The organism is Mycobacterium sp. (genome assembly GCF_044370595.1).
In the GTDB taxonomy this organism is placed as follows: Bacteria; Actinomycetota; Actinomycetes; order Mycobacteriales; family Mycobacteriaceae; genus Mycobacterium.
The window spans coordinates 20,288-39,941 of the sequence record NZ_JBILVF010000019.1 but is presented as its reverse complement, the minus strand read 5'-3'; the positions used below and the strand labels follow the sequence as shown (position 1 = coordinate 39,941).

Below are 19,654 nucleotides of genomic sequence, written 5' to 3'. Positions count from 1 at the left end.
GTCTTCGCCAGTAGGCGCTCCACCCAGGAGTCAGCCGACGCGATCCTGCAGGCACTTGATCGGCGGATGGGTATCACTTCGCTGGTGCTGTACGTCGTGCTGATCGCGATCGTCGTGACCTGGTATTTGACCCATTACAAAGTCGGGGTGAGCTAGCTAGAAGCGTCAGGTCACGTCGGCGTTGGACCGCGGGAAGCCGCCACCCTGGGGGAACAGCGGAAAGACCACGTCGTCGAGTTTCTCGGCGTCCCCGGCGGTCCGATTGACCGTCGCACCCCAGATGTTGCCGTCCGGGGAGACCGCCAGCGCCCAGGCGTGACCGCGGGTTCCCTCCCGCACCACCTCCGGTTCACCGGTGACCGCACCGGTCGCCTGCGCCAGATGCACCGCGACGGTCTGCTTGGTGTTGACCAGATTGACCAGCACGGTGCCGTCCAGGGCCACACATCCGGCCACCCCCGGCCGGTTCGGCCAGGTCCACACCGTCGTGGCCTTGGAGTCCGGCCCGATCCGCTGCAACCGGTCACCGCCCGGTGTGCGGTCGGTGACATAGAGGGCCTTGTCGGCCGGATCCACGCACATGTCACCGCCGGCCCCCAGGCCGGTCAGCGCGGTGGTCGGCGGCGCCTGGCCCACCGTGGTCGGCTGCTCGATACGGATCACTTTGCCCGCCAACGACTTCGGGTCATTGGCGGCACCCGGGTTGCCGGCATCTCCGGTCTGCACCACCAGCGTCGTCGGGCTGGTGAAGACCAGCGACCCGGTGTTGCCGTTGGCGCCCTTGGGGATTCCGGTGAGGATGTCCTTGGGAACGTCGCCTTCGGCGATGCGGATCACCCGGTTGTCGGTCGGGGTGCTGATGTAGGCGTACATCAGCCGGTCCTGGGAGTAGGTCGGCGAGAGCACGATGTCCATCAGTCCGCCGTCGCCGCTGCCGTCGACGCCGATGACGGTCTTGACTTTCGGTTCGGCGCTGATCGAGACCTCTTTGACCGTGCCGGTGACGCGCTCGGCGACCAGGGCGGTCTTGGCGTCGGACCCCATGATCAACCCGCTGGTGCTCTCCAGGCAGCCCTGCATCACCCCGGGGGCGGGGCAGGCCTTGGGGAACGGTTTGGGCGGCAGCGGGGGCGGTGGCGGCGGCGTCGACGGCGGCCCCGGCCGGAAGTCCGGCGGGGTGGTGAACGGCTGGGACACCGCATTGTCGAAGCGCGCGCAGCCCGCCACGACCGCCCCCCCAAAACCAGCAGTCGCCGCGCAGATCACGGCCACGGCTGACCGAGGCACACGCATTCGCATGTGGCCAGGTTACGGATCGGCAGGCGATCTTGGCCACGGCGCCCCGTGCTGCAAGAGGTCGAATCCCCCGACGTGCCCGGCAAATCCGTAGCATTACCGGCCAGAACACTTACTCTGGCCTGTGTGACAAGCCAAAACCCCGATCCTGGCTGGCAGCGACCTGAGGACGCGCCGGTACGGCCCGCATCGGCGCGGCTGGTCGATCCCGAGGACGACGTGGCGGCGGGAAACTCCAGTGACCTCGAGACCACCCGTCTGCGCGCCCCGTACAGCGGCGCACCGACGCCGGGGCCCTCAACCGGGTACGGCCTACTGCAGGAACCGGAGCCGCTCCCGTACGTCCAGCCGGCCCCGCCGCCGAGCAGCACGCCCCCCTCGCCCGGGCCGTTGGAGATCAACCCGATCGACGCCGAGGAGCGGGCCAAGGCTGGACGGCGCGGCACCCAGGATCTGGGCCTGCTGGTTCTGCGGGTAGCGCTGGGCGCGTGGTTCGTCTCCCGCGGGCTGCAGAAGGTCTTCGGATGGTGGGGTGGGCCGGGTCTGCAGGGATTCAAAAAGGAACTGACCGAGGCCGGCTACCAGAACGCCGACCTGCTCAGCTACCTCGGTGCCGGGGCGCAGATCGCCGCGGGTGTGCTGCTCATCCTGGGGCTGTTCACGCCGGTGGCCGGCGCCGTCGGTCTAGCGGTCCTGGTCGCCGGCGCGATGGCGGCATTCCACTCCCAAGACGTGAGGGGCCTGGTCCTGGGCTCGGAAGCGGAAACGCTGCTGCTGCTGGCGGCGGCGACGGCGGCGTTGGTGCTCGCCGGTCCCGGCCGCTACGGCTTCGACGGCGGACGAGGCTGGGCCCGTCGGCCGTTCATCGGGTCGTTCCTGGCTCTGCTGCTGGGCGTCGGCGGCGGTCTGGCGGCCTGGTTCTTCCTACGCGGCAACAACCCGTTCGTCTAACCGGGCGCTGCACCCCCTTCGCCGAGCGTGCGCCCACCGCGATGAATCGACGCGTTTTTCGCAGCCACCGCACACTCGCCGGTGTTGATGAGCCGGGCGGTCAGCGCCGATACGGATTCGGTACCCGGCCCCCACTGGCCGCGGTCAGCCGGGGCAGTGTCACGAAGGTGACCGCGGGCAGCAGCATCTCGGACTCGTCGGTCAAGCAGGCCCGCGCCCAGCGGCCCCGGTTGAACTTCAGCCCCTCGATCTGAGGCCAGTTGACGGTCCTGCTGGAGAACAGGGTGCGGGCGGTGACGGTGTCGGCATCGGCCACCGTGCGCAGCCTCTCGATGACCACCGACACCAGCAGCGGGATCACCAGCAGAACCAGACCGGCTTTACCGAACGCCGGGCCGATGGTGAGCAGGGACATCACCAGGAAAGCCGAGGCGAAATGCGCGATAGGGGAGATGCGGATGACGGTCTTGGCACTGTCGGTTCCGCGGGGCATGGGGATCATCATTGCATCACCGGATTGCTTTGCCGCTGAGGATTTGACGCTGACCTGTGCTGAGGCTAGCCTTCGGGGTTATGACGACCGGCGGGAATCACGTAGTAGTAGGTCAGCGCGTTGGTGCCGCGCTTGCCCCCCGCCGGGTTTAGCCACACGCACCAACGCGCAACCCTCGTACAGCCGCCAGCTGACGGGGGTTTTTTCTTGCCCCACAACCGACGACGAGACGAATGAGGACAGCCCAGTGAGCGCACCCACCACGCGAGCACCCGAGTCGGGCGACGCCGCCCCGACCAACGGCCACCACACCTCGCATCCGGCCAAGAGTCCCGCGCCCAAGCGCGTCGCCCCGCAGCAGATGACCGGCGCCGAAGCGGTGGTGCGGTCACTGGAGGAACTCGGCGTCGACCTGATCTTCGGCATCCCCGGTGGGGCGGTACTGCCGGTCTACGACCCGCTGTTCGACTCCCAGCAACTGCGCCACGTGCTGGTTCGCCATGAGCAGGGCGCCGGGCACGCTGCCAGCGGCTACGCCCACGCCACCGGCCGGGTGGGCGTGATGATGGCCACCTCCGGACCGGGCGCCACCAACCTGGTCACCCCACTGGCCGACGCCCAGATGGACTCCATCCCGGTCGTCGCGATCACCGGGCAGGTCGGCCGCAGCCTGATCGGCACGGATGCCTTCCAGGAGTCCGACATCACCGGCATCACCATGCCGATCACCAAGCACAACATCCTGGTGCGCGACGGCGACGACATCGGTCGGTCGCTGGCCGAGGCCTTCCACATCGCCGCCACCGGTCGCCCCGGCGCGGTGCTCGTCGACATCCCCAAGGACGTCCTGCAGGGCGAGTGCACCTTCTCCTGGCCGCCGCAGCTGGAACTGCCCGGCTACAAACCCAACACCAGGCCGCACGGCCGCCAGATCAAGGAAGCCGCCAAGCTGATCACCGCCGCCCGCAAGCCGGTGCTCTACGTCGGCGGCGGCGTGATCCGCGGTGAGGCGTGCGAAGAACTCAAGGAACTGGCCGAGCTCACCGGCATCCCGGTGGTCACCACCCTGATGGCGCGCGGCGCGTTCCCGGACAGCCATCGGCAGAACCTGCGGATGCCGGGGATGCACGGCACGGTGGCCGCGGTGGCCGCCCTGCAGCGCAGCGACCTGCTGATCACTCTCGGCGCCCGGTTCGACGACCGGGTCACCGGCAAGCTGTCCACCTTCGCGCCCGACGCCAAAGTCATCCACGCCGACATCGACCCGGCCGAGATCGGCAAGAACCGGCACGCCGACGTGCCGATCGTGGGCGATATCAAGGCCGTCATTCGCGACCTGGTCGACATGCTGCGCCGCCGGCCCAGCGGGGACGACCGGATCGGCAACGAGGGCGTCCAAGACCCCGACCTGGCCGAGTGGTGGTCCTACCTGGACGGGGTGCGCGAGCGCTACCCGCTGAGCTACGGGCCGCAAAGCGACGGCAGCCTCAGCCCCGAGTACGTCATCGAGCAGTTGGGCCGCATCGCCGGTCCGGACGCCATCTACGTCGCCGGCGTGGGCCAGCACCAGATGTGGGCCGCGCAGTTCATCTCCTATGAGAAGCCGCGCACCTGGCTGAACTCCGGTGGCCTGGGCACCATGGGTTACGCCGTGCCGGCCGCCATGGGCGCCAAGATGGCCTGCCCAGACGCCGAGGTGTGGGCCATCGACGGCGACGGCTGCTTCCAGATGACCAACCAGGAACTGGCCACCTGTGCTGTGGAGGGCGTGCCGATCAAAGTGGCGCTGATCAACAACGGCAACCTCGGCATGGTGCGGCAGTGGCAGACGCTGTTCTACGGCGAGCGGTACTCCAACACCGACCTGGCCACCCACAGCCAGCGCATCCCCGACTTCGTCAAGCTGGCCGAAGCGTTGGGATGCGTCGGATTGCGTTGCGAGCGTTCCGAAGACGTCATCGACGTGATCAACCAGGCGCGTGCCATCAACGACCGGCCCGTGGTGATCGACTTCATCGTCGGCGCCGACGCGCAGGTCTGGCCGATGGTGGCCGCCGGAACCGGCAACGACGAGATCATGGCGGCCCGCAACATCCGCCCACTGTTCGACGAGGACAACTCCGAGGGACGTGCCTGATGGCTAACGCGGTGACCCACACCCTGTCGGTCCTCGTGGAGGACAAACCCGGCGTCCTGGCCCGGGTGGCGGCGCTGTTCTCCCGGCGCGGGTTCAACATCCAGTCTCTGGCGGTGGGCCCCACCGAGCAGAAGAACATGTCCCGGATGACCATCGTCGTCACCGCCGAGGAGACCCCGCTCGAGCAGATCACCAAACAGCTCAACAAGTTGATCAACGTCATCAAGATCGTCGAGCAGGAGGACGACAACATGGTTGCGCGTCAACTGGCGCTGATCAAGGTCCGCACCGATGCCGGTAACCGAAGCCAGGTGATCGAGGCTGTGAATCTGTTCCGCGCCAAGGTGATCGACGTGTCCACCGAGTCGCTGACCGTCGAGGCCACCGGTACCGAGGAGAAGCTCGAAGCGCTGCTGCGGGTGCTCGAACCGTACGGGATCCGGGAGACGGTGCAGTCCGGTGTGGTAGCACTGTCGCGCGGGCCGCGCGGCATGACGAACTCGAAGTAAGCACAACAAGAGAAGGCAAGAGAAGGAACTCCATTGGCAATCGAGATGTTCTACGACGACGACGCCGACCTGTCGATCATTCAGGGCCGCAAGGTCGGTGTGATCGGCTACGGCAGCCAGGGCCATGCGCACTCACTGAGCCTGCGCGACTCCGGCGTGCAGGTGAAGGTCGGGCTCAAGGAGGGCTCCAAGTCGCGGGCCAAAGTCGAAGAGCAGGGTCTGGAGGTCGACACCCCGGCCGAGGTCGCGAAGTGGGCCGACGTGATCATGCTGCTCGCGCCCGACACCGCGCAGGCTGAGATTTTCTCCAGGGACATCGAGCCCAACCTCAAAGCCGGCGATGCGCTGTTCTTCGGCCACGGTCTGAACATCCACTTCGGGCTGATCAAGCCGCCGGCTGACGTCACCATCGGCATGGTCGCCCCGAAGGGACCGGGACATCTGGTGCGCCGGCAGTTCGTTGACGGCAAGGGGGTGCCCTGCCTGGTGGCCATCGAGCAGGACCCGACCGGCGGCGGCCTGGCGCTGGCGCTGTCCTACGCCAAGGGCATCGGCGGCACCCGCGCCGGGGTCATCAAGACCACGTTCAAGGACGAGACCGAAACTGACCTGTTCGGTGAGCAGGCCGTCTTGTGCGGCGGCACCGAGGAATTGGTCAAGACCGGCTTCGAGGTGATGGTCGAGGCCGGGTACGCGCCGGAGTTGGCCTACTTCGAGGTGCTCCACGAACTCAAGCTGATCGTCGACCTGATGTACGAGGGCGGCATCGCCCGGATGAACTACTCGGTGTCCGACACCGCGGAGTTCGGCGGTTACCTGTCCGGCCCGCGCGTCATCGACGCCGACACCAAGACCCGGATGAAGCAGATCCTCGCCGAGATTCAGGACGGCACCTTCGTCAAGCGCCTGGTGGCCAACGTCGAGGGCGGTAACGCCGAACTTGAGGCGCTGCGCAAGAAGAACGCCGAGCACCCGATCGAGGTCACCGGCGCCAAGCTGCGCAAGCTGATGAGCTGGGTGGACCGCCCGATCACCGAGACGGCGTAACGCCGGGCTCATTGCCAAACGGCTGTGCCGCAGCAGGTTCGGGAACTTGGCTACTCGCCAGACGCAGAATGAGATCTAGGCCGAGTCGTCCGCCGGCCGGGTGAGGGAGGCAACCCGTCGGCGCCAGTAGATCCCGCAGATCAGGGAGGCCGCCGCAGTCGCGAGATAGGTCACCGGCCAGACAAATGTCGGGACCAGTTCGGTTCTGCCGCTGAGGATTGCGGCGAGGATGACCAGGCAGCCGATGCTGCCGGTCGATGCTGTGCCCATCAACGGAAGCACCGCGCCGGAGTTGGGCTCTTTCCGCAAGAGGAACCCCCCGAAGACCGCGGCCCACAGCAGTCCGGTGAAGGTCAGCAGGAAGATGACGAAATACGCGCGCAGCCATCCGTCCATCGGCACGGTGTATAAATGCTCGGCCGGCATGGCTGAGGTCACCGGACTGGCGATGAGGCATCCCAGCATCGCCACCCCCGCGATGGCGACGGCCGGTGTGACGCGCGTTCTCATGAACGCGTCGATCTCCTCGTCGGGCAGCAGCCTGACGTAGACGCTCCTGATGCCCGCCGCGGTTCCGGCCAGATAACAGATGTGGCCCAGCGCCGGCAGGACGTAGTACTTGCCGGTTACCGGGAACGATGCGGCTGCCATCGCCGGCCACGCCGAATCGAGGGCGGCGGCCAGCCCGTACAACCCGACACCCACCGTGATCGGGGCATCCCACCGCGAGCCGAAACTCAGCCGGCGCACCCACAACGCCCAGCAGGCGATGGCCACGGCTGATGCGTTCGTAAGGTGGAGAAAACTCACTTCGGGCTGCCTGATCTCCGCATAATCGGCTCTCCGGCTGACCTTCGCATCAGCCGCCGGGCGTCCTCAAAAAGAGACTTTAATCTAGCGAAACCTACAGCCGCGGATGTCCATCTCGACGGCCGGCCGAAGCAGGTTGTCGGCGCTGATCAGCCGGGCCTCGCCGCCGATCTACCCACCCGCCCGTTGGTTCATGCTGGTGAGCGCACTGAGCCAGATAGCCGCCGGAGCTGACTGCCTTCGTGCTCAACCGCGCAGATAACAGCGACTTCTTCGTTGCACCGGCGGGGCCGTCATCGATTCCGGTGAACGTCAGGGGTCCCGCGGCGGGCGCCTGTGGCAACGGCTGGAAATCCGCACTGTGGCGCTGTATATTCAGGGCGCGCCAGGCACCACGCGGAGCGAGGTTGTACATTGGCGCGCACCCGGGCCTGTGGTCCGGTATCCGTTCAGCAGCAAAGTGAGGGGTTGATTCACCGTGACTTCTTTCACGCGTGGTGTTCCATCGGACTTCGGACGCGTGAGGAACGGTTACGACCCGGCCGCCGTCGATGAACTGATCGGCGAGATGTCTTACGTGCAGCAGGGCCTCCAGCAGGAGGTCGAGAGCCTGCGGGCAGAGCTCGATCAGACCTCGGCGCAGGTCGGCGAGCTGCACCAGCAGCTCAACGACTCCACGACGCAGGTGGCCCAACTTCAGCACGAACGGGCCACTCTCACCGAGTCCTCGCAGGCGCCGCAGGCGATGACCGACCGGATCGCCAAGATGCTCCGTGTCGCCGTCGACGAAGTCTCTGAGATGCAGTACGAGGCGCGGCTCGAGGCCGAGTCGATGATTGCCAACGCCCAGACCGAGGCCGAAGCGGCTCGGACCCAAGCCCGTCAGAATCTCGCGGAGTTGGCGGCCCGCCAGCGTGCGATGGAGACCGAGTACGCAGAGGTGATGAGTCGGGCCCGCGACGAGGCGGCGCGGATCATCGCCCAAGCGGTCAGCGAGTCCGAGCGGATGCGGGAGGTCGAAGCCCTTCGCCGCCAGCAGTCCGAGGAGGAACTCGCCACCGAACTGTCCCGGCTGCGCCGCGAGACCGAGGCCCGGGTTGAGGAACAGATCCGAACCACCGCCCAGGAATGCGAGATCCGAGTTCTCGACGCCAAGGCCGAGTCCGAACGCAGACTGCGCGTTGTCAACGAGCAGATCGACCGTCGGCTCCAGGAGACGCGCCGGTCTCTCGAGGACATCAGCGAGAAGCGCATCGCCGTTCTTGAACAGCTCGCGGAGGTGCACAGCAGCCTCGAATCGATCCCCGCGATCCTGCAGAACGCCTATCACGAGGTCAATGTCAGCCCGGATTCCGGGCTGGCGCTGGCCAGCAGGGTCGACGACCAGCTGTATTACACCCAGTCCGGCCAGCAGGACGACGAACTGGTCGTCCGGTTCGAGGACAGCGCCAGCGCCGAAGACGCCGAGACGGAGAACGTTTAACGCGTCTCCGACGCAGTTCTCAGCGACGGAACGCCCAAGCCGAACTCTCGCTCAAGCACAGTGCGGGCCGCGTAATAGCCGCTCATCCCGTGCACTCCGCCACCGGGCGGGGTGGCTGATGAGCACAGGTAGGCCTTGGGGATCGGGGTGCTCCACGGGTTGACCCTGGGGGTGGGTCCCAGCACTGCCCGCAGTACGGAATTGCCGCCCACTCCGATATCGCCGCCGACATAGTTGGCGTTGTGCTCGGACAGGCGGGCGGCCGGGATACTGCGGGCGGCCACCACGATGTCGGAGAAGCCGGGTGCGAAAAGTTCCATCGCCGCGGTGATGGCTCTTTGCTGGTCCACCGGCGAGCCCGCGGGAACGTGGGCGTAGGTCCACAGCGGCCGGCGGCCGTGGGTGTCGATGCGACTGGGATCCGCCACCCAGGGCTGCGCCGCCAGCACCATCGGCCAGTCGGCGTGCCGCCCGGCGGCGATCTCTCGTTCGGCGTGCGCCATCTGGTCCCTGGTTCCACCCAGATGCAGCGTGGGCACCGTCGCCAGATGCTCGTCGGACCACGGGATCTCCTGGGATAGAACGAAATCCACCTTCGCAACTCCGGGGCCGAACGTGTAGCGCCGCAATGCCTTCGCGTACCGGTCCGGCAGCGCGGGGCCGTAGATTCCCAGCAGTGCCGTTGGCGCGGTGTCGTACAGCACTACACCGGGCGGGGGTGAGGTGACCTGAACCCCGGCGTGCAGTTCCCCGCCGTGCGCTCGCAGATCGGTGATCAGCGCGTCGGCGATCGCCTGGCTACCGCCCACCGGTACCGGCCATCCGGAGGTGTGTGCCAGGGTCGCCAGCAGCAGACCCGCCCCGGCGGCCACCAACGAGGGCATCCTGGCGATGGTGTGCGCGGCCACCCCGGTGAACAACGCCCGGGCGTCCTCTCCGCGCAGCGTGTTCCACGCGGGGGTGCCCTGCTCGAGCATCCGCTGGCCCAGCATGGCCGCGGCCGGGACATCCGGCGGTAGTGAGCGTTTGTCGCCGATCAGGAAACCGACCACGTCCTCGCCGCGTTCTACCAACGGCTTCAGCAGGTGCCGCCAGGAGTCGCCGTGCTGCAGCCCCGCGGCGGTGCGCTCCAGATTGTGGTAGGCCAGCGCGGCAGGTCCGGCAGGCATCGGGTTGGCATAGGAGATTTCCGGCACCGCCAATTGCACTCCCCGCGCCCGCAGGTCGAACTCGGTGAAGAACGGGGAAGCCAGGGCGAGCGGGTGGATCGCCGAGCAGATGTCGTGGCCGACATCGCCGAACTCCGGGTCCGGCAGGGTGCGGCAGCCCCCGCCGAGGGTGGGCTGCGCCTCGAGGACCTGCACTTTCAGGCCGGCCCGGGCGCACAGGACGGCGGCGGACAGCCCGTTGGGCCCGCTGCCGACGATGGTGACGTCCATAGCACCATCTTTCCCGCCCGCCGCCGAATCTCGGCCCCGGGGGCACCATGGGGAGCACTGCCGGGGGGCACTATTAGTCTGTCCCGGTGAGCCTGCCCTCCCACCAGCCCCCCCACCCCCAAAAGCCCGTCGTGCTGATCGCCGACAAACTTGCCGAGTCCACCGTCGCCGCCCTCGGCGATCAGGTGGAGATCCGCTGGGTCGACGGCCCGGACCGCCCGAAGCTGCTGGAAGCCGTCGCCGATGCGGACGCCATACTGGTCCGCTCGGCCACCACCGTCGACGCCGAGGTGATCGCCTCCGCACCCAAACTCAAGATCGTCGCCCGGGCCGGGGTGGGGCTGGACAACGTCGACGTCGACGCCGCCACCGCCGCCGGTGTGCTGGTGGTCAACGCGCCCACCTCCAACATCCACAGCGCTGCCGAGCATGCGTGTGCGCTGCTGCTGTCGGCGGCCCGTCAGATCCCGGCGGCCGACGCCACCCTGCGCGAGCACACCTGGAAACGCTCGACGTTCAACGGCACCGAGGTCTACGGCAAGACCGTCGGCGTGGTGGGCCTTGGCCGGATCGGTCAATTGGTGGCCCAGCGACTGGCGGCGTTCGGCACCCACGTCATCGCCTACGACCCTTACGTCCCGGCGGCGCGGGCTGCCCAACTGGGCATCGAACTGCTGCCGTTGGATGAGGTCTTGTCCCGGGCGGACTTCATCTCGGTGCATCTGCCGAAGACCAAGGAGACCGCCGGACTGCTCGGTGAAGAGGCGTTGGCCAAGACCAAGCCGGGGGTGATCATCGTCAACGCCGCACGCGGCGGGCTGATCGACGAGCAGGCGCTGGCCGACGCCATCCGCAGCGGCCATGTGCGCGCCGCCGGCCTGGACGTCTTCGCCACCGAACCGTGCACCGACAGCCCACTGTTCGAACTGCCCGAGGTGGTGGTCACCCCGCACCTGGGCGCCTCCACCTCCGAGGCGCAGGACCGGGCCGGCACCGACGTCGCCGCCAGCGTCAGACTCGCCCTCGCCGGTGAGTTCGTCCCCGACGCGGTCAACGTCGGCGCCGGGGCGGTCAGCGAGGAGGTCTCGCCGTGGCTGGACCTGGTGCGCAAACTCGGGGTGCTGGTCGGCGTGTTGGGCACCGAGGCGCCCAACACCCTGTCGGTGCGGGTGTGCGGGGAGTTGGCCGCCGAAGATGTCGAGGTGCTGAAACTCTCGGCGCTGCGTGGGCTGTTCTCCACCATGACCGATCAGCAGGTGACCTTCGTCAACGCCCCGGCGTTGGCGGCTGACCGCGGCCTGAACACCGAACTGAGCACCGCCTCGGAAAGCCCGAATCACCGCAGCCTGGTTGACGTGCGGGTGGTCTCCCCTGATGGTTCGTCGGTCAACGTCTCCGGCACGCTGTCCGGGCCCCAGCAGGTCCAAAAAGTGGTCGGCATCAACGGCCGCAGCTTCGACCTGCGCGCCGAGGGCGTGAACCTGATCCTGCACTATGACGACAAACCCGGCGCGTTGGGCAAGATCGGCACCATGCTCGGTGCGGCTGAGGTCAGCATCCAGGCCGCGCAACTGAGTCAGGACACCAGCGGTGGGGGAGCGACGGTGATGCTGCGCCTGGACCGTGACGTGCCGGCCGACGTGCGGACCGCGATCCGCGATGCCGTCGACGCCTCGACGCTGGAAGTGGTTGACCTGTCGTGACGGGGCAGATGAAACTCGCGGTGATCCCGGGCGACGGTATCGGCCCCGAGGTGATCGGCGAGGCGCTGACTGTCCTGGACGCGGTACTGCCCGGTGTGCATAGGACGCAGTACGACCTCGGCGCGCGGCGCTACCACGCGAGCGGGGAAGTGTTGCCGCCCAATGTGTTAGACGAACTACGCGGCTACGATGCCATCCTGCTCGGCGCGATCGGGGACCCTTCGGTGCCCAGTGGTGTGCTGGAACGCGGTCTGCTGCTGAAGATCCGGTTCGAACTCGACCATCACGTCAACCTGCGGCCCAGCCGCCTCTATGACGGGGTCAGTAGCCCACTGGCGGGCAACCCCGAGATCGACTTCGTCGTCGTGCGGGAGGGCACCGAAGGGCCCTACACCGGCACCGGCGGTTCGATCCGCACCGGCACCGCCCATGAGGTGGCCACCGAGGTCAGCCTCAACACCGCGTTCGGTGTGGAACGTGTTGTGCGGTACGCCTTCGAGAAGGCCCGCGCCCGCCGCAAGCATCTGACGCTGGTGCACAAGAACAACGTGCTGATGTTCGCCGGCAAACTGTGGTCGCGGGTCGTGGCCGAGGTCGGAGCCCAGTACCCCGACGTAGAGGTGGCCTATCAGCACATCGACGCCGCCACCATCCACATGGTCACCGACCCGGGCCGGTTCGACGTCATCGTCACCGATAACCTCTTCGGCGACATCATCACCGACCTCGCGGCCGCGGTGAGTGGCGGAATCGGGTTGGCCGCCAGCGGAAACATCGACGCCACCGGAACCAACCCGTCGATGTTCGAACCGGTGCACGGCAGCGCCCCGGACATCGCTGGCACGGGCGTGGCCGATCCGACCGCCGCGGTGATGAGTGTGGCGTTGCTGCTGTCCCATCTGGGTCACGACGCCGCGGCCGCCCGGGTGGACAAGGCCGTCGCCGACCATCTGGCCACCCGCAAGGGTGCCTTGACGACCACGCAGGCCGGCGAGCGGATCCGGGCCCGGCTCTAGCGACTCACCTCACCGAGCACCGTGTCGACGCGCTCCTCGAACGGGCCGTCGACGGTCAACACCGGCAGGTCGGGATGCGCGGCGAAGATTGCCGCCAGGATCTGCTGGGACGTCGCGCGGGCTGGTGAACCGTCCCGTTGCGGATCCGGCTGCCAGGGAAAATCGTCCTGGCACCACAGCACCCGTGTGCTGCCTGCCGTCCACTCCAGGGCCCGGGCCAGCAGGGAGTCATCGTCGTAGTACTGGATGCTGTACACCGCGGTCATCAGCGGGCCGCTGTCCGAAACCGCCCACCCCAGCCCGGCGCGGTCCGCATGGCGCAGTGCTGAGATCTCCGACTCGCGGTGGGCGGCCATCACCGCGGCCTGTTCGGCCGCCAACGGGACCCGGCCCTGCTGATCGACCCAGTCACGCAGGAACTCCGAGACGACCACCGCCGGCAGTCGCAACCCGAGTGCCGCCGCCAAGGTCGACTTGCCGGTGCACTCACCGCCGACCACGGAGATCAGTTCAGCCATGCGCGACCGCCGGCGCCACCGAGGCCGGTGTTGACGCGCGCATCGTCCACGCCCGCCACCCGGTGATGGCCATGCCGATCAGGACGGCGTAGAACAGCGACGTGAAGTACAGGCCCTGGCTGGCATAGAGCACTGTCCCGACGGTGTTCACCGCGATCCACACCGGCCAGGTCTCGATCTTCCGCAGCACCATCAGCACCTGCCCGGCCAGCGAGCCCACCAGCATGAAGGCATCCCCCCAGGTGGCTGCCCCGCCGATGCTCTGCAGCACCGGCGCCACCAGGGCCCACAGCGCCACAACCCCGACAACCCCGGCCACCCGCCGGCTCGGGGTGAGCCGGCCCGGTACTTCGACCCCCTCCCGGCCCCAGGAGAACCAACCCCAGATCGCCGCGGCCATGAAGATCAGTTGCATCGCGGCCGAGGCGAACAGGTCGAACTCCGCGAACAGCCAGCCGTAGAGCAGGCTCGACAGGAAGTACAGCGGCCAGGTCCAGCGGGTCCCGCGGATGCCGAGGGCGATGGCCAAAAACGCCAGAATCACCGACGCGAATTCGATGACGGTGACGTCGTAACCCCACACCGTGAACAGAACAGTCATGTATCGACGCTCCCTGCCCGGCATTACCCGGACGGTTGGGCGGTCGGCGGCGCGGTAAGCCGCCTTCTCAGACCGGTTGCCCCGGACTCCCGCGGTTGGTACTCCTGCTCCCAGGCTAGCGGGGGGTGGGCACTGACCGACGCGGTGTCCACGCTCATTACGCTGTCACGAATGCGCCTGGGTCGTATCGCCAGCCCTGACGGGGTGGCCTTCGTCAGCATCGAGGGTCCGCCGGAGGATGAAATCGCCCGGGAGATCGCCGAGCATCCGTTCGGCACACCCACCTTCACCGGACGGTCCTGGCCGCTGCGCGAGGTGCGCCTGCTGGCGCCCATCCTGGCCAGCAAGGTGGTCTGCATGGGCAAGAACTACGCCGCCCACATCGAGGAGATGGGCGGTGAGGCCCCGGAGGATCCGGTGATCTTCCTCAAGCCCAACACCGCCATCATCGGACCGGGTGTGCCGATCCAACTGCCCGCCAACGCATCTCCGGTTCACCACGAGGGCGAATTGGCCGCGGTGATCGGCCGGCCCTGCAAAGACGTCGCGGCTGCCCGCGCCGCCGAGGTCATCCTGGGCTACACCATCGCCAACGACGTTTCGGCCCGCGATCAGCAGAAGGCCGACGGTCAGTGGATGCGCGCCAAGGGCCACGACACCTTCTGCCCGGTCGGGCCGTGGATCGTCACCGACCTGGACCCTTCCGATCTGGAGATCCGTACCGAGGTCAACGGGCAAGTGCGCCAACGTAGTCGGACCTCGCTGATGATCCACGACATCGGCGCAATCATCGAGTGGATGTCGGCGGTGATGACCCTGCTTCCCGGGGATCTGATCCTCACCGGGACACCCGAGGGTGTCGGGCCGATTGAGGACGGCGACACCGTCAGTGTCAGCATCGAGGGCATCGGAACCCTGACCAACCCCGTCGTCCGGAAAGGCGCGAAATGACAGCAGCGAACGTCGGTCCGGCTGTGCGCGTGCGGTTTTGCCCGTCACCGACCGGGACCCCGCACGTCGGTCTGGTCCGCACCGCGTTGTTCAACTGGGCCTACGCCCGTCACACCGGCGGCACGTTCGTGTTCCGGATCGAGGATACCGATGCCGCGCGGGACTCCGAGGAGAGCTACAACGCGATCCTGGAGGCGCTGCGCTGGCTGGGCCTGGACTGGGACGAGGGTCCGGAAGTCGGTGGGCCGCATGCACCGTATCGACAGTCCCAGCGCGGGGACCTCTACCGCGAGGTGATCGACCGGCTGGTCGACGCCGGTGAGGCCTACCCGGCCTACTCCACCCCCGAAGAGGTCGAAGCCCGGCACCTGGCCGCCGGCCGCAACCCCAAACTCGGTTACGACAACTTCGACCGTGACCTCACCGCCGATCAGCGTGCGTCCTACGACGCCGAGGGCCGCAAACCGGTGCTGCGGCTGCGGATGCCCGACGAGGACATCAGCTGGGGCGACCTGGTGCGCGGTGAGACCACGTTCGCGGCCGGCACAGTGCCCGATTTCGCGCTGACCCGCGCCAGTGGAGATCCGCTGTACACACTGGTCAACCCGGTCGACGACGCGCTGATGAAGATCACCCACGTGCTGCGCGGTGAGGATCTGCTGCCCTCGACTCCCCGGCAGATCGCCCTGCACCGCGCGCTGATCCGCATCGGCGTGGGGGAGCGTGTCCCGCAATTCGCTCATCTGCCAACGGTTCTCGGTGAGGGCACCAAGAAACTGTCCAAACGTGATCCGCAGTCGGATCTGTTCCTGCACCGCGACCGCGGATTCATCCCCGAGGGTCTGTTGAACTACCTCGCCCTGCTGGGATGGGGCATCGCCGAGGACCGCGACGTGTTCACCCTGGACGAGATGGTCGCCGCCTTCGACGTCATCGACGTCAACTCCAACCCGGCCCGGTTCGATCAGAAGAAGGCCGACGCGATCAACGCTGAGCACATCCGACGGCTTGAGCCCGCTGAGTTCGCCCGGCGTCTGCAGGCGTTCTTCGCCGCGCACGGCCATGACACCGGACTGGATGACGTCGGGTTCGCCGCCGCCGCCGAGTTGGTCCAGACCCGCGTCGTGGTCCTCTCCGATGGCTGGGAGTTGTTGAAGTTCCTCAACGATGACAGCTATGCGGTCGACCCGAAGGCCGGGGCCAAAGAACTCACCGGCGATGCGGTGGCGGTGCTGGACTCCGCCGTCGGCGCCCTCGACGGCCTGACCGAGTGGACCGCCGCCTCGATCGAGGAGGCGCTCAAGGCGGCTCTGATCGACGGACTGGGACTCAAGCCGCGCAAGGCCTTCGGCCCCATCCGGGTTGCGGTGACCGGCGCGACGGTCTCACCGCCGTTGTACGAGTCGATGGAACTGCTGGGCCGCGAACGCAGTATGCGGCGACTGCGGGAGGCCCGCGACGGAGCGTCGCACAATCTTTGGTAGTCTGCTCAGGCGCTCGTCGCGGGCCCGGAATAGTTGGTTCTGACCAGCTGTTATGGGCTCCAATGGGGTATGGTGTAATTGGCAACACAGCTGATTCTGGTTCAGCCATTCTAGGTTCGAGTCCTGGTACCCCAGCCAATCCGCCGCCGTGGTCGAAACCGGTCTGCCGGCGTGGCTCAGCCCGCGTTGGCAATTATGTCGCCTCTACCCGTTCGGCTATGCTGTCTGACGTTCTAGCCCCCGTCGTCTAGCGGCCTAGGACGCCGCCCTCTCACGGCGGTAGCGTGGGTTCGAATCCCATCGGGGGTACTCGCTTTCGTCGCACGAGCAGACACAAACTCCTTCCTTCGACGGCGTGTCCGTGCGAGTTTGCGTCTGCTCGCCGATTCAGGACGGTGCGGGTGCTGTGGACCCGGCCACCGGCATCGGCGGCAACCCCAGCTTGTTGTGATCCCAGGACCGCACCCGGTCAGCGACGAGGCGCACCGCGACGCGCTTGCTCATCATCATGTCGACGGCGGGCTTGAGATCGTCGGTGTAGGGCCCGTTGTAACGTTCCCACACACTCACGCCGACTTTGAAGATGGTGTCGGGGTCGTCGTGGATTTCAGCCACCCCCTCGAAGGACACCCCGGCCAGGGAGTCGTAGGTCATGCCGGCCTCGATCATGAAACTCACCCGGGGATTGCGGCGCAGGTTGACCACCTTCTGGGACTTGGCCTTCGTCTCCAGCCAGATCTCGCCGTCGACGACGGCGTACCACATCGCCACCAGGTGGGGCTGGCCCTGCGGCCCGACGGTGGCCATGGTGCCGGTGCGGCTTCGGGCGACGAAGTCGGTGATCTCGGCCTCGCTCATCACGATCTGGCTGCGCTGGTTTCTTCCCATGGCGGTCAGTGTGGCAGTTCGGGACACCGATTCTGCGTCCTGATCGCGTTTTCGCGCCGTTGGGCGATCCTGACGCAGAATCGTTGACGCTGACGCACCCGGGCTACAGCCGTCGGGTCAGATCCTCCGCGGCGGCAAGCAGATCTGCCGCCCATCGCTCGCCGGGACGGCGGCCCATTCGGTCGATCGGCCCGGAGACCGAGACCGCGGCGACCACCGCACCGGTCCGGTCGCGGACCGGCGCCGACACGCTGGCCACCCCGGGTTCGCGCTCGGCTGCGCTCTGCGCCCAACCGCGCCGGCGGACCTCGGCGAGCGTTCGCTCGGTGAACGCCGCCTCAGGCAGCAACGCCTGCTGGGTGGCATCGTCGGCAAAGGCCAGCAGCACCCGGGCGGCCGAACCGGCCGTCATCGGCAGCCGCGCCCCGACGGGCACGGTATCGCGAAGGCCCGCAGGCGGTTCCAGCGCTGCCACACACACCCGCGTGCTGCCTTCCCGCCGGTACAGCTGCACGCTCTCGCCGGTGATCTCCCGCAGCCCCGGCAGCACTGCGGCGCCGACGGCGATCAACGGGTCACCCACCGCGGCGGACAATTCGCTCAGCGCCGGCCCGAGCCGCCAGCGCCCCGCCGCGTCGCGGGCCAGCAGTCGATGGGTCTCCAGGCCGGCGGCCAGCCGATGCGCGGTGGCCCGGGGCAGGCCGGTTCGTGCACACAACTCGGTGAGCCCGCAGGGGGTCTCGGCAACCGCGTGCAGTACCCCCACGGCTTTGTCGAGCACGCCGATGCCGCTATCCTGTCCCATATCGAGATACTGTAATCCCACAATGTGGGATTCGCGGCGATCGATGCCGTGCGATTAACGAGATGAGCTGCTGATGGCGAACACCGACCAGCCCCGGACCCTCGCGGAGAAGGTATGGGCCGACCACGTCGTCGTCACCGGGACCGGAACCGGTGCGGCCCGCGAACCCGATTTGATCTACATCGACCTGCACCTGATCCACGAGGTGACCAGTCCGCAGGCCTTCGATGGTCTGCGCCTGGCCGGGCGGCCGGTGCACCGGCCGGATCTGACACTGGCCACCGAGGATCACAATGTGCCGACTATGGACATCGACAAGCCGATCGCCGACCCGGTCTCACGCACCCAGGTGGAGACGCTGCGGCGCAACTGCGCGGAGTTCGGTGTCCGCCTGCACCCGATGGGCGATCCGGAACAGGGCATCGTGCACGTGGTGGGCCCGCAACTGGGTCTCACTCAGCCCGGTATGACGATCGTCTGCGGTGACAGTCACACCTCCACGCACGGGGCCTTCGGGGCACTGGCCATGGGTATCGGCACCTCCGAGGTGGAACACGTGCTGGCCACCCAGACGCTGCCGTTGCGTCCGTTCAAGACGATGGCGGTCAACGTCGACGGCCCGCTGCCGCACGGCGTGACAGCCAAGGACGTCATCCTGGCGGTGATCGCCAAGATCGGTACCGGTGGCGGTCAGGGCCACGTCATCGAATACCGCGGCAGCACCATCGAGTCGCTGTCCATGGAAGCCCGGATGACGATCTGCAACATGAGCATTGAAGCCGGAGCGCGAGCCGGGATGGTCGCGCCGGACCAGACCACCTACGAGTTCCTCCGCGGCCGGCCTTACGCACCCACCGGAGACGAGTGGGACCAGGCGGTTGTCGCCTGGGAGCAGTTGCGCACCGATCCGGGTGCGCAATTCGATACCGAGGTCTACATCGACGCCACGACGCTGAGCCCGTTCGTCACCTGGGGCACTAACCCGGGTCAGGGTGTCCCGCTGTCCGAAGCGGTGCCCGACCCGGAGTTGATGAGCAGCGACGCCGAACGGCAGTCCGCTGAGAAGGCGTTGGCCTACATGGACCTTCGGCCCGGTATGCCGATGCGTGACATCGCCGTGGACGCGGTATTCGTCGGATCGTGCACCAATGGGCGGATCGAGGATCTGCGTGTGGTGGCCGATGTGCTGCGCGGCCGCCATGTCGCCGAGGGAGTCCGCATGCTGATCGTTCCGGGCTCGATGAAGGTCCGCGCCCAGGCGCAAGCCGAAGGTCTCGGTGAGGTTTTCACCGCGGCCGGCGCCGAGTGGCGGCTCGCCGGCTGCTCGATGTGCCTTGGGATGAACCCTGACCAGTTGGCGTCCGGGGAGCGTTGCGCCTCGACGTCCAACCGCAATTTCGAAGGCAGGCAGGGCAAGGGCGGCCGAACGCATCTGGTCTCCCCGGCTGTCGCCGCCGCGACCGCGGTGCGCGGCACTCTTTCGTCGCCCGCCGACCTGCACTGAACTCGAAGGGAAAGCCCAG

18 protein-coding genes and 2 tRNA genes are annotated in these 19,654 nt (G+C 67.6%); 12 read left to right on the top strand and 8 right to left on the bottom strand.

Annotation, left to right across the window (positions count from 1 at the left end; translation table 11 throughout):
- Positions 1-165: 165 nt before the first annotated feature.
- Positions 166-1,299: a PQQ-dependent sugar dehydrogenase gene (locus tag ADBZ5N_RS04830; protein WP_526256348.1), complete on the bottom strand. Its 1,134-nt coding sequence runs from the start codon at positions 1,297-1,299 to the stop codon at positions 166-168.
- A 123-nt stretch (positions 1,300-1,422) separates the two neighbouring features.
- Here ADBZ5N_RS04830 and ADBZ5N_RS04825 point away from each other — a divergent pair, with 123 nt between their 5' ends.
- Positions 1,423-2,247, top strand: a complete 825-nt coding sequence (locus ADBZ5N_RS04825) for a DoxX family protein (protein ID WP_526256347.1) — start codon at positions 1,423-1,425, stop codon at positions 2,245-2,247.
- 100 nt (positions 2,248-2,347) lie between these two features.
- Here ADBZ5N_RS04825 and ADBZ5N_RS04820 read toward each other — a convergent pair whose 3' ends face one another.
- Complete coding sequence (locus tag ADBZ5N_RS04820; protein WP_526256346.1) at positions 2,348-2,740, bottom strand: PH domain-containing protein; 393 nt, start codon at positions 2,738-2,740, stop codon at positions 2,348-2,350.
- 247 nt (positions 2,741-2,987) lie between these two features.
- On the opposite strand from ADBZ5N_RS04820, the gene ADBZ5N_RS04815 reads away from it, so the two are divergent.
- The 3 genes from ADBZ5N_RS04815 to ilvC are packed head-to-tail and all read left to right on the top strand — an operon-like array spanning position 2,988 to position 6,433.
- Positions 2,988-4,877: an acetolactate synthase large subunit gene (locus ADBZ5N_RS04815; protein ID WP_526256345.1), complete on the top strand. Its 1,890-nt coding sequence runs from the start codon at positions 2,988-2,990 to the stop codon at positions 4,875-4,877.
- Entirely contained in the window at positions 4,877-5,386 is a 510-nt protein-coding gene (ilvN, locus tag ADBZ5N_RS04810; protein WP_526256344.1) for an acetolactate synthase small subunit, read from the top strand. The genes ADBZ5N_RS04815 and ilvN overlap by 1 nt, the downstream gene beginning before the upstream one ends.
- A 33-nt stretch (positions 5,387-5,419) precedes the next feature.
- The gene (gene ilvC / locus ADBZ5N_RS04805; protein WP_526256343.1) at positions 5,420-6,433 is read left to right on the top strand and encodes a ketol-acid reductoisomerase; all 1,014 of its coding nucleotides are present in this window, start codon (positions 5,420-5,422) and stop codon (positions 6,431-6,433) included.
- A gap of 75 nt (positions 6,434-6,508) precedes the next feature.
- Here the strand turns inward: ilvC and ADBZ5N_RS04800 are convergent, their stop codons facing one another.
- Positions 6,509-7,210, bottom strand: a complete 702-nt coding sequence (locus ADBZ5N_RS04800) for a hypothetical protein (RefSeq protein WP_526256342.1) — start codon at positions 7,208-7,210, stop codon at positions 6,509-6,511.
- A 553-nt stretch (positions 7,211-7,763) separates the two neighbouring features.
- Here ADBZ5N_RS04800 and ADBZ5N_RS04795 point away from each other — a divergent pair.
- On the top strand, positions 7,764-8,726 hold the full coding sequence (locus tag ADBZ5N_RS04795; RefSeq protein WP_526256341.1) for a DivIVA domain-containing protein: 963 nt from the start codon (positions 7,764-7,766) through the stop codon (positions 8,724-8,726).
- On the opposite strand, the gene ADBZ5N_RS04790 is transcribed toward ADBZ5N_RS04795, so the two are convergent.
- Positions 8,723-10,165 (bottom strand): phytoene desaturase family protein, encoded by a 1,443-nt coding sequence (locus ADBZ5N_RS04790; RefSeq protein WP_526256340.1) that lies wholly within the window; start codon positions 10,163-10,165, stop codon positions 8,723-8,725. The two genes, ADBZ5N_RS04795 and ADBZ5N_RS04790, sit on opposite strands and share 4 nt — an antisense overlap.
- Before the next feature lie 92 nt (positions 10,166-10,257).
- On the opposite strand from ADBZ5N_RS04790, the gene serA reads away from it, so the two are divergent.
- Positions 10,258-11,868: a phosphoglycerate dehydrogenase gene (gene serA / locus ADBZ5N_RS04785; protein WP_526256351.1), complete on the top strand. Its 1,611-nt coding sequence runs from the start codon at positions 10,258-10,260 to the stop codon at positions 11,866-11,868.
- Between the two features lie 8 nt (positions 11,869-11,876).
- Complete coding sequence (locus ADBZ5N_RS04780) at positions 11,877-12,884, top strand: 3-isopropylmalate dehydrogenase (RefSeq protein WP_526256350.1); 1,008 nt, start codon at positions 11,877-11,879, stop codon at positions 12,882-12,884.
- Here ADBZ5N_RS04780 and ADBZ5N_RS04775 read toward each other — a convergent pair.
- Entirely contained in the window at positions 12,881-13,402 is a 522-nt protein-coding gene (locus ADBZ5N_RS04775; RefSeq protein ID WP_526256339.1) for an ATP/GTP-binding protein, read from the bottom strand. The two genes, ADBZ5N_RS04780 and ADBZ5N_RS04775, sit on opposite strands and share 4 nt — an antisense overlap.
- Positions 13,395-14,003, bottom strand: coding sequence for a nicotinamide riboside transporter PnuC (pnuC, locus tag ADBZ5N_RS04770; RefSeq protein WP_526256338.1), 609 nt, complete (start codon positions 14,001-14,003; stop codon positions 13,395-13,397). Before pnuC ends, ADBZ5N_RS04775 begins: the two co-directional genes overlap by 8 nt.
- A 171-nt stretch (positions 14,004-14,174) precedes the next feature.
- Between pnuC and ADBZ5N_RS04765 the strand changes: the two genes are divergently transcribed.
- The 4 genes from ADBZ5N_RS04765 to ADBZ5N_RS04750 all read left to right on the top strand — a co-directional run bounded on the left by ADBZ5N_RS04765 (position 14,175) and on the right by ADBZ5N_RS04750 (position 16,747).
- Positions 14,175-14,954 carry a fumarylacetoacetate hydrolase family protein gene (locus tag ADBZ5N_RS04765; protein WP_526256337.1) on the top strand — a complete coding sequence of 260 codons (780 nt, stop codon included), beginning with the start codon at positions 14,175-14,177 and terminating at the stop codon, positions 14,952-14,954.
- On the top strand, positions 14,951-16,438 hold the full coding sequence (gene gltX, locus ADBZ5N_RS04760; RefSeq protein ID WP_526256336.1) for a glutamate--tRNA ligase: 1,488 nt from the start codon (positions 14,951-14,953) through the stop codon (positions 16,436-16,438). Before ADBZ5N_RS04765 ends, gltX begins: the two co-directional genes overlap by 4 nt.
- A 63-nt stretch (positions 16,439-16,501) precedes the next feature.
- A tRNA-Gln gene (locus ADBZ5N_RS04755) sits at positions 16,502-16,576 on the top strand.
- Between the two features lie 98 nt (positions 16,577-16,674).
- Positions 16,675-16,747, top strand: a tRNA-Glu gene (locus ADBZ5N_RS04750).
- Positions 16,748-16,825: 78 nt separating this feature from the next.
- Here the strand turns inward: ADBZ5N_RS04750 and ADBZ5N_RS04745 are convergent.
- Both ADBZ5N_RS04745 and ADBZ5N_RS04740 read right to left on the bottom strand, forming a co-directional pair.
- Positions 16,826-17,326: a pyridoxamine 5'-phosphate oxidase family protein gene (locus ADBZ5N_RS04745; protein ID WP_526256335.1), complete on the bottom strand. Its 501-nt coding sequence runs from the start codon at positions 17,324-17,326 to the stop codon at positions 16,826-16,828.
- Positions 17,327-17,429: 103 nt separating this feature from the next.
- Positions 17,430-18,131, bottom strand: coding sequence for an IclR family transcriptional regulator (locus ADBZ5N_RS04740; RefSeq protein WP_526256334.1), 702 nt, complete (start codon positions 18,129-18,131; stop codon positions 17,430-17,432).
- Between the two features lie 73 nt (positions 18,132-18,204).
- On the opposite strand from ADBZ5N_RS04740, the gene leuC reads away from it, so the two are divergent.
- On the top strand, positions 18,205-19,635 hold the full coding sequence (gene leuC, locus ADBZ5N_RS04735; protein WP_526256333.1) for a 3-isopropylmalate dehydratase large subunit: 1,431 nt from the start codon (positions 18,205-18,207) through the stop codon (positions 19,633-19,635).
- The last annotated feature ends 19 nt before the right edge of the window (positions 19,636-19,654 follow it).

Coding starts and splice junctions, on each gene's coding strand:
- ADBZ5N_RS04830 (WP_526256348.1), bottom strand. CDS start 1,299: ATGCGAATGCGTGTGCCTCGGTCAGCCGTGGCCGTGATCTGCGCGGCG.
- gltX (WP_526256336.1), top strand. CDS start 14,951: ATGACAGCAGCGAACGTCGGTCCGGCTGTGCGCGTGCGGTTTTGCCCG.
- ADBZ5N_RS04775 (WP_526256339.1), bottom strand. CDS start 13,402: ATGGCTGAACTGATCTCCGTGGTCGGCGGTGAGTGCACCGGCAAGTCG.
- ADBZ5N_RS04820 (WP_526256346.1), bottom strand. CDS start 2,740: ATGCCCCGCGGAACCGACAGTGCCAAGACCGTCATCCGCATCTCCCCT.
- leuC (WP_526256333.1), top strand. CDS start 18,205: ATGGCGAACACCGACCAGCCCCGGACCCTCGCGGAGAAGGTATGGGCC.
- ilvN (WP_526256344.1), top strand. CDS start 4,877: ATGGCTAACGCGGTGACCCACACCCTGTCGGTCCTCGTGGAGGACAAA.
- ADBZ5N_RS04790 (WP_526256340.1), bottom strand. CDS start 10,165: ATGGACGTCACCATCGTCGGCAGCGGGCCCAACGGGCTGTCCGCCGCC.
- pnuC (WP_526256338.1), bottom strand. CDS start 14,003: ATGACTGTTCTGTTCACGGTGTGGGGTTACGACGTCACCGTCATCGAA.
- ADBZ5N_RS04740 (WP_526256334.1), bottom strand. CDS start 18,131: ATGGGACAGGATAGCGGCATCGGCGTGCTCGACAAAGCCGTGGGGGTA.
- ADBZ5N_RS04745 (WP_526256335.1), bottom strand. CDS start 17,326: ATGGGAAGAAACCAGCGCAGCCAGATCGTGATGAGCGAGGCCGAGATC.
- ADBZ5N_RS04780 (WP_526256350.1), top strand. CDS start 11,877: ATGAAACTCGCGGTGATCCCGGGCGACGGTATCGGCCCCGAGGTGATC.
- ADBZ5N_RS04765 (WP_526256337.1), top strand. CDS start 14,175: ATGCGCCTGGGTCGTATCGCCAGCCCTGACGGGGTGGCCTTCGTCAGC.